At 74.2% G+C, this 7096-nt stretch carries 7 protein-coding genes; 3 read left to right on the top strand and 4 right to left on the bottom strand.

Going from position 1 to position 7096, the window contains the following annotated elements:
- From ACWD6N_RS22775 to ACWD6N_RS22765, 3 genes are all read left to right on the top strand, one after another.
- Window positions 1–321 (top strand): C39 family peptidase (locus ACWD6N_RS22775; protein WP_450005160.1); only part of this gene is annotated, 321 nt, incomplete at its 5' end.
- Between the two features lie 331 nt (window positions 322–652).
- A complete protein-coding gene (locus ACWD6N_RS22770) occupies window positions 653–1456 on the top strand; it encodes a DUF1996 domain-containing protein (RefSeq protein ID WP_387322100.1) in 804 nt (267 codons plus the stop codon).
- Between the two features lie 70 nt (window positions 1457–1526).
- Entirely contained in the window at window positions 1527–2174 is a 648-nt protein-coding gene (locus tag ACWD6N_RS22765; protein ID WP_387322098.1) for a DUF305 domain-containing protein, read from the top strand.
- Here ACWD6N_RS22765 and ACWD6N_RS22760 read toward each other — a convergent pair.
- The 4 genes from ACWD6N_RS22760 to ACWD6N_RS22745 are packed head-to-tail and all read right to left on the bottom strand — an operon-like array spanning window position 2162 to window position 7081.
- The gene (locus ACWD6N_RS22760; RefSeq protein WP_387322095.1) at window positions 2162–2983 is read right to left on the bottom strand and encodes an HpcH/HpaI aldolase/citrate lyase family protein; all 822 of its coding nucleotides are present in this window, start codon (window positions 2981–2983) and stop codon (window positions 2162–2164) included. The two genes, ACWD6N_RS22765 and ACWD6N_RS22760, sit on opposite strands and share 13 nt — an antisense overlap.
- Entirely contained in the window at window positions 2983–4170 is a 1188-nt protein-coding gene (locus ACWD6N_RS22755) for a CaiB/BaiF CoA transferase family protein (protein WP_387322094.1), read from the bottom strand. The genes ACWD6N_RS22760 and ACWD6N_RS22755 overlap by 1 nt, the downstream gene beginning before the upstream one ends.
- Window positions 4167–6146 (bottom strand): formylglycine-generating enzyme family protein, encoded by a 1980-nt coding sequence (locus ACWD6N_RS22750; protein ID WP_449941393.1) that lies wholly within the window; start codon window positions 6144–6146, stop codon window positions 4167–4169. The genes ACWD6N_RS22755 and ACWD6N_RS22750 overlap by 4 nt, the downstream gene beginning before the upstream one ends.
- Window positions 6143–7081, bottom strand: coding sequence for a ribokinase (locus ACWD6N_RS22745; protein WP_387322090.1), 939 nt, complete (start codon window positions 7079–7081; stop codon window positions 6143–6145). The genes ACWD6N_RS22750 and ACWD6N_RS22745 overlap by 4 nt, the downstream gene beginning before the upstream one ends.
- Between the last annotated feature and the right edge of the window lie 15 nt (window positions 7082–7096).

The following is a 7096-nucleotide window of genomic DNA, read 5'->3' as shown; positions in this document are numbered from 1 at the left end:
GGCAAGACCGACGCCTACCACTCGGTCGAGATCAGCAGCCCGAACGCTGACGGCAAGCAGACCGACAAGCTGCGCGCCGACGTCGTGCGCACCGTCGACGACGGTCGGGCCGTGGTCGCGAACATCGCCGGCACCAGCGTCGACACCGACGGTGGGATGCACTCCTTCGAGGGTGGGCACTACATCAGCGTGGTCGGGTACCGCGACGGCGGGAACGTGGTGAAGATCGCCGACTCCGCCGATGCGAACACCGCCTCCTACGAGGTCACCGTCGAGCACCTCGCCGACTGGATCGCCACCCGCGGCTACGCCACCAGCTGACGCAAGCAACACCACGACAAGGGCCGGACCCCAACCAGGGGTCCGGCCCTTTCGCGTCGTCATTGCCGCCAACTGCGGAACGTATTGACAAGCGTCGACTCCAGGGTGAGGCTGGATCTGTGAGAGCGCTCTCTCGCGTCCCGGCTCAACAGACCACCACCAGTCTGGCCCGGGAAACTCCGATGTCTTCGGCGGCGGCGCCGGAGCTGTCCCTGACCCGTCCCCGACAGGAGTCACGAGATGGACAGGGCCGCACCCCCTCTCCGGCATCCACCGCCGGCTGCGCCTCGCCACGGCGATCGGTGCCCTGCTGGCGCTACTCGGCACGTACATGGTCTCCACCACGGTCCGGGCCGACGCCGCCCCGGGCGTCAACGTCATCCGGGTCGCGGAGTTCCCGGCCGACTGCACGTACAGCCACCGGCTGCCGGACGACCCGATCATCTTCCCCGGGCTGCCCGGGGCGTCGCACATGCACAGCTTCTTCGGCAGCACGGTGACGAACGCCCACACCACGCTCCCCGACCTGGTCAACTCTCCGACCACCTGCAATCCGCGGACGGACGTCTCGTCGTACTGGGTGCCCACCCTGTACAACAACAACGTTCCGGTCGAGCCGGCCATCTCCACGTTCTACTACCTGGGTGAGGGCGTCCGCGCCGACGTCGTCGCGGCCACCCAGCCCATCCCGCAGGGGCTGCGGATCGTGGCGGGCAACGCCAAGGCGGCCGGGCCGAACGAGAGCATCGCCCGCTGGTCCTGTCTGCACGCGGGGCAGGTGCCGCCGTCGAAGAACTTCGTCACCTGCCCGGCTGGGACGATGATGGAGTCGTACCTGGACTTCCCGCAGTGCTGGAACGGCCGCGACCTGGACTCGCCCGACCACAAGAGCCACATGGCGTACCCGGTGAATCAGGCCTGCCCGGCGACGCACCCGGTGCACGTGCCGAAGCTGCGCCAGGTGCTGCGATACCCGGTCAACGGCAACCCCGCGCAGTTCCGGTTGGCCTCCGGGCCGGGCTACACCATGCACGGCGACTTCTTCAACGCCTGGCCGGTGACGGAGATGGCACGCCGCGTCCAGGACTGCATCCGTCCGGTGATCAAATGCGGGCACGACGGTCGACCGATCTGAGTCGAGACGGTCAACCAGAGGGCGGGCCTGGTCGTGCCGGGCCCGCCCACCCGCGCGGAAAGGAGGTCGGATGCGGGCCGTCGTCGCCGCGCCGCCCACGCTGCTCATCGCCGTCCTGCTCGTCGCCGGCTGCGCTGCCGGGTCATCGGACCCGCCCGGTACCACCGCGCCGGCCGCGGATGCGCCGACGGCAGTCGCACCGCCGAGCGTCGCGGCACCCACGGGTACGGCCGGACCGTTCAGCCCGACCGACACCGCCTGGCTCCAGCTCACGGTGGCGATGGCCGAACGGGTGCTGCCGGTGCTCGAACTGGTGCCGGCCCGGACCACCGACCCGGCCTGGCGGCGCCTGGCCGCCCAGATCGAGGCGACCCACCGCGCCGACCTGGTCGTGTCGTGCCGGCTGCTGGGCGACTCCGGTGCGCCGGCGACCAACCCGCACGAGGGCCACGACATGCCGGGCATGATCAGCCCCGACGAGCTGGCCGCGCTGCGGTCGGCCACCGGGAAGGCGTTCCACCGGCTGCTCGCCGGGCACCTGCGTGCGCACCTGACGCAGGCGGTCCGGATCGCCGCCGCGGAGCAGCGGGGCGGCGTCCACCCGGCGACCATCGCGTTGGCCGCGGCCGTGGTCCGGGGCGGCACCGCCGACCTCGCGCGGCTCGACCGGCTCGACCCGGCGGGGCCAGATGGGCGGCGTGCGGGTCAGGCGGCGTAGCGGGCAGCCAGGTCCACGGTGCGCCGGGCGGCGGCGACCATCGCCCGGTCGGCGAAGCGGCCGTCGGGCAGCACCGCCGTTCCCGAATCCCGTCGCTGCGCCTCGGCCACAGCGGCCAACAGCTCCGCGGCGCGGGCCACCTCCCGGTCGGCGGGCCGGAACGCCTCGACGATCACCGGCAGCTGGCGCGGGTGGATCGCCGCACGGCCGAGGAAGCCGAGCCGCCGCCCGACGGCGCAGGAGGCGGCCAGACCGGCGACGTCGGTGACGTCGGCGAACACCGACATCGCCGGCGGGGCCAGGCCGGCGGCCCGGGCCGCCACCACCACCCGGCCGCGCGCCCAGAGCAGCCCCTCGTCGTCGCTCACCCCGAGGTCGGAACGCAGGTCGGCCTCGCCGAGACCGATCGAGGCCACCGCGGGGTGGGCGGACGCGATCGGGTACGCGGCCTCCAGCCCGAGCGCCGACTCGACCAGCGGGTGCAGCGGCACGTCGACCCGGTCGGCGAGCGCCGCCACCGTCTCGGCCGACTCCACCTTGGGCAGCCGCAGCCCGGCCAGCCCCGGCCGACCGGAGACCGCGGCCAGGTCGGCGTCGACGTCCGGCCCGGTCAGCTCGTTGACCCGGACCTGCACCGGCACCGGGTGCGTCTCGGCGAGGAACTCCGCGACCGCGTCCCGGGCGTACGCCTTGCGCCCGGCCACCACGGCGTCCTCAAGGTCGAGGATGACCGCGTCGGCGCCCGAGGCGACCGCCTTGGCGAACCGGTCCGGGCGGTCGCCGGGCACGTAGAGCCAGCTGAGCAGCATCAGAGCACTCCCCGCTCGCGCAGCGCTGCCAGCTCGTCGGCGCTCAGGCCGAGCGCGCCGAAGACCGCGTCGGTGTCCTGGCCGTGCCGCCGGCCGGCGTGCCGGATCTCCCCCGGGGTGTCGACGAGCCGGAACGGCACGTTCTGCATCCGTACCTCGCCCAACTCCTCGTCCGGGACGCTGCGCACGGTGCCCAGCGCCGCGTACTGCGGGTCGGCGAGGATGTCCCGGACGTCGTAGACCGGCGCGACCGCCGCCTGCGCCGCCTCGAACGCGGCCACCACCTCGTCGCGGTCCCGCTTCGCCACCCAGGCGCTCACCGCGGCGTCCAGTTCGTCGGCGTGGGCGGCCCGGCCGCTGCCGGTGGCGAACCACGGCTCGTCGATCAGCTCGGGTCGGCCGACCAGCCGCAGCACCCGCTCGGCGATGCTCTGCGCGCTGGTGGAGACGGCCACCCAGCGCCCGTCCGTGCACCGGTACGTGTTGCGCGGGGCGTTGTTGTTGGACCGGTTGCCGAGCCGGGGCTGGATGTAGCCGAGCTGGTCGTACCAGGTGATCTGCGGGCCGAGCATCGCCATGATCGGCTCGATGATGGCGAGGTCCACCACCTGCCCGGTGCCGGTGGCGTCCCGGGCCCGCAGGGCCAGCATCACCGCGTACGCGGCGGCGAGCGCGGTCACCGAGTCGGCCAGGCCGAACGGGGGCAGGGTCGGTGGGCCGTCCGGTTCCCCGGTGGCCGCGGCGAAGCCGCTCATCGCCTCGGCGAGGGTGCCGAAGCCGGGCCGGCGGGCGTACGGGCCGATCTGCCCGAAGCCGCTGATCCGGGTGATGACCAGCCGGGGGTTGACCGCGTGCAGTTCGGCCGGGCCGAGCCCCCACCGCTCCAGCGTGCCGGGGCGGAAGTTCTCCACCAGCACGTCGGCGTCGGCGAGCAGCCGGCGCAGCAGCGCGGCGCCGTCCGGGTCGGACAGGTTGAGGGTGACGGTCCGCTTGTTGCGGCCGAGCACCTTCCACCACAGGCCGACGCCGTCCCTGGCCGGGCCGTGCCCCCGCGACGGGTCTGGCTTGGCGGGATGCTCCACCTTGACGACGTCGGCGCCGAAGTCACCGAGGAACGCGGCGGCGAGCGGTCCGGCGAAGAGGGTGGCCAGGTCGACGACCTTGATCCCGTCCAGGGGCGCGGTCACCGGGTCACCTCCGCCGCGTCGGGCGCCACAGCAGGGTCGGGCACCAGGTCCGCGGCGCAGCGGAAGCCCACCTGGTCGGAGCGGGTGAGCCCGGCGCCGGTCAGCAGCAGTTTCACCGAGACGTCCGCCGGCTGGGGGCCGCCGTCGAGGTACCAGTCGGAGCCGTCCGCCCGGTGGTCCGCGCCGCCCTTGAGGATGGCGAACCGGGTGCGCCCGTCGGAGTGCTCGCTCTCGGTCAGGTTCCACACCAGCGGTTCCCGGCGTACGAGCAGTCCCGCCTCGGCGGCCACCTGCCACTCGTCCTCGGTGGGCAGCCGCAGCCCGGCCCACGTCGCGTACGCCCGGGCGTCGGCCAACTCCACCCCGGTGACCGGGGCGTCGACCGGGCCCTGCCCCGCGGTGAACCGCTCGGGGCGCACCGGTCGGTAGCCGGTGGCCCGCAGGAACTCGGCGTACTCACCGTGGGTGACCTCGTGGGTGGCGATGGCGTACCGGCCGAGCCGGACACTGCGCCGCAGCGTGCCGGTGTGGTGCAGCCGGGGCGGCAGTGGCTTCCACTCGTCGACGTAGGGCGCCTCGCCGTACAGTCCGGTCTCCCGTACCCGGTGCCGGACGACGAGGTCCCGCCGGCCGGCCTCGACGGCCGCCATGCCTTGCGGCAGGTGCTGCCGGGGCGCCCACGGGGTCCGCACGCGCACCGCGGCGCGGGCGGGGAAGGACGGGTCGCCGGTGGGTGGCTCGTGCCGCCGCACGGCGGCGTCGGTCACCGCCACGGCGGCGATGGCGCCGGCGGGCAGCGGGCCGCCCACCGCCAGCCGCCCGTCACCGGTCTCGGTGACGCTCAGCTCGGCGCCGGTGATCAGGTCCACGAAGCGCCGGCCGGTCCGGGCCTCGGTGATCAGCCACGGTCCGTCGTGGTCCGCGCCCCGGTTCACCACTGTCCACAGTGGCTTGTCCTCGTGCGTCCAGCGGGACGCGTACACCTGGCCCGTGCCGGGATGGTCGGCGAGCGGGACCCAGTCCTCGGCGCGCAACCACGCGGCGTGGCTGGTCTGCACCCGGCGCATCGCGCGCAGCACCGCCCGGTCCCGGACGTTCCAGCCGACCCAGACACCGAAGACGCTCTCCCACACCAGCAGCCCGACGCCGTTGAGCCACGCGGAGTGCAGCTCGTCGAGGTGGTCGCGGTGCCAGCGCCGGGTGTGGTGCAGCACGTGCCGCCGCTCGAACCACTTCGCCCGCAGCACTCCGGGGACCTCGGAGTCGGCGAACCACTGCGCCCACGACATCGCGTGGTCGGCGATCCGGGCCAGCGGGACCCGGCTCTCGCCTTCGAGGACCATGCCGGGGCGGACGGCGTCCAACGCGGCGCGCAGCTCCCCGGCGCCCTCCTTCAGGGTGTCCAGGAAGACCCCGTCGACGCCGAGCTTGCCGGCCAGGGCCGCGACCTCCTCGGCGTCGCTACCCGGCTCCCGGCGGGTGCCGGTGTCCCACGGGTTGTAGTCGATGAAGACCCGCACCCCCCGCTCCTGGAACGCCCGCACCACCTCGGGCAGCTCCGGCACGTCCCGGTACCAGTCGAACTGGTTGCGGTCGTCCAGGCCGATGACCGGGTACGCGTGCCAGAGCACCACCCCGTCGAAGCCGCCGAAGTCCCGTCCGGCCGCGTCGAGGAACTCGTCGACGGTGAAGACACCGCGCTCGTGGTCGTAGAGCGCCTCGTCCCAGAGCCACGCCAGGCAGACGCTGAAGCAGTCGCCGCCGATCTCGTCGTAGTGCGCGCCGCTGTAGCCGATGCGCTCGCGGGCGTCGGCCCGCCAGCGGGTGAGCTGCTCCCGCCAGGCCGGCCAGTCGGCCGGCTCGGTCGGCGCGGCGAAGATCTTCGCCTCGTCCAGGGTGGTCAGGTCGGCGTGCCCGCCGAGCGGCACCTCGGTCGGCCGGTCGATCGGGCGCGGGACGTTCGGGTTGAAGCTCACGGGGTACCTCGGTAGGTCGCGTCGTAGAGGGCGTCGATGGCGGACCGCTCGGGCAGGGCGGTGGAGGCGCCGTGCCGCTGGGCGCAGGCCGCGCCGGCGGCGCACGCCCAGCGCAGGCTCGCCATGACGGTGTCGTCGGTGGTGGCGCCGCCACGCTCGGCCCAGCCAACGGCGAGCGCCCCGGTGAAGGCGTCGCCCGCGGCGGTGGTGTCCACCGCGTCGATGCTCGGGGCGGGGACCGCCAGGCGCAGACCGCGCCGGTCGGCGTACGCGGCACCGCGCGCGCCGCGGGTCAGCACCACCCGGGGCACCAGCTCCAGCAGGGCGTCGAGCAGCACCGACGGATCACCGGAGAAGACCCCGGCCACGACCGCCGCCTCGTGTTCGTTGACGACCAGCACGTCGACCAGGTCGAGCAGCTCCGTCGGCAGGACCGCGGCCGGTGCGGCGTTCAACACGACGGTGGTGCCCTCCGTCCGGGCCCAGTCGGCCGCCTGGAGCACCGCGGCCAGCGGCACCTCCAGCTGGAGCAGCAGCACGTCCGCCACGGCGATCCTCGCCCGGTCGTCGGCGTCCAGCTCGGTCAACGTGCCGTTGGCGCCGGGCGCGACGACGATGAAGTTCTCCGCGTCCCGGTCGACGGCGATCAGCGCGATGCCGGAGGCACCGGCGACGGTCCGCAGGCCGTCGACGCCCACCCCCGCGCCGACCAGGCTGGCCCGCATCTGCGTACCGAACTCGTCGTCGCCGACCGCGCCCACGAAGTCGCAGGCGGCACCGGCCCGCGCGGCGGCGACCGCCTGGTTGGCGCCCTTGCCGCCCGGCACGGTCCGGAAGTTCTCGCCCAGCACCGTCTCGCCGGGGCGGGGCAGCCGCGACGCGGTCACCACCAGATCCAGGTTGCTGCTGCCCACCACCGCCACGCGCGCGCTCATGCCGTGCTCCTTTCC

It is taken from the genome of Micromonospora sp. NPDC005163, assembly GCF_053599835.1.
This window is presented reverse-complemented; position numbering and strand designations above follow the sequence as displayed.

Coding starts and splice junctions, on each gene's coding strand:
- ACWD6N_RS22765 (WP_387322098.1), top strand. CDS start 1,527: ATGCGGGCCGTCGTCGCCGCGCCGCCCACGCTGCTCATCGCCGTCCTG.
- ACWD6N_RS22745 (WP_387322090.1), bottom strand. CDS start 7,081: ATGAGCGCGCGCGTGGCGGTGGTGGGCAGCAGCAACCTGGATCTGGTG.
- ACWD6N_RS22760 (WP_387322095.1), bottom strand. CDS start 2,983: ATGCTGCTCAGCTGGCTCTACGTGCCCGGCGACCGCCCGGACCGGTTC.
- ACWD6N_RS22770 (WP_387322100.1), top strand. CDS start 653: ATGGTCTCCACCACGGTCCGGGCCGACGCCGCCCCGGGCGTCAACGTC.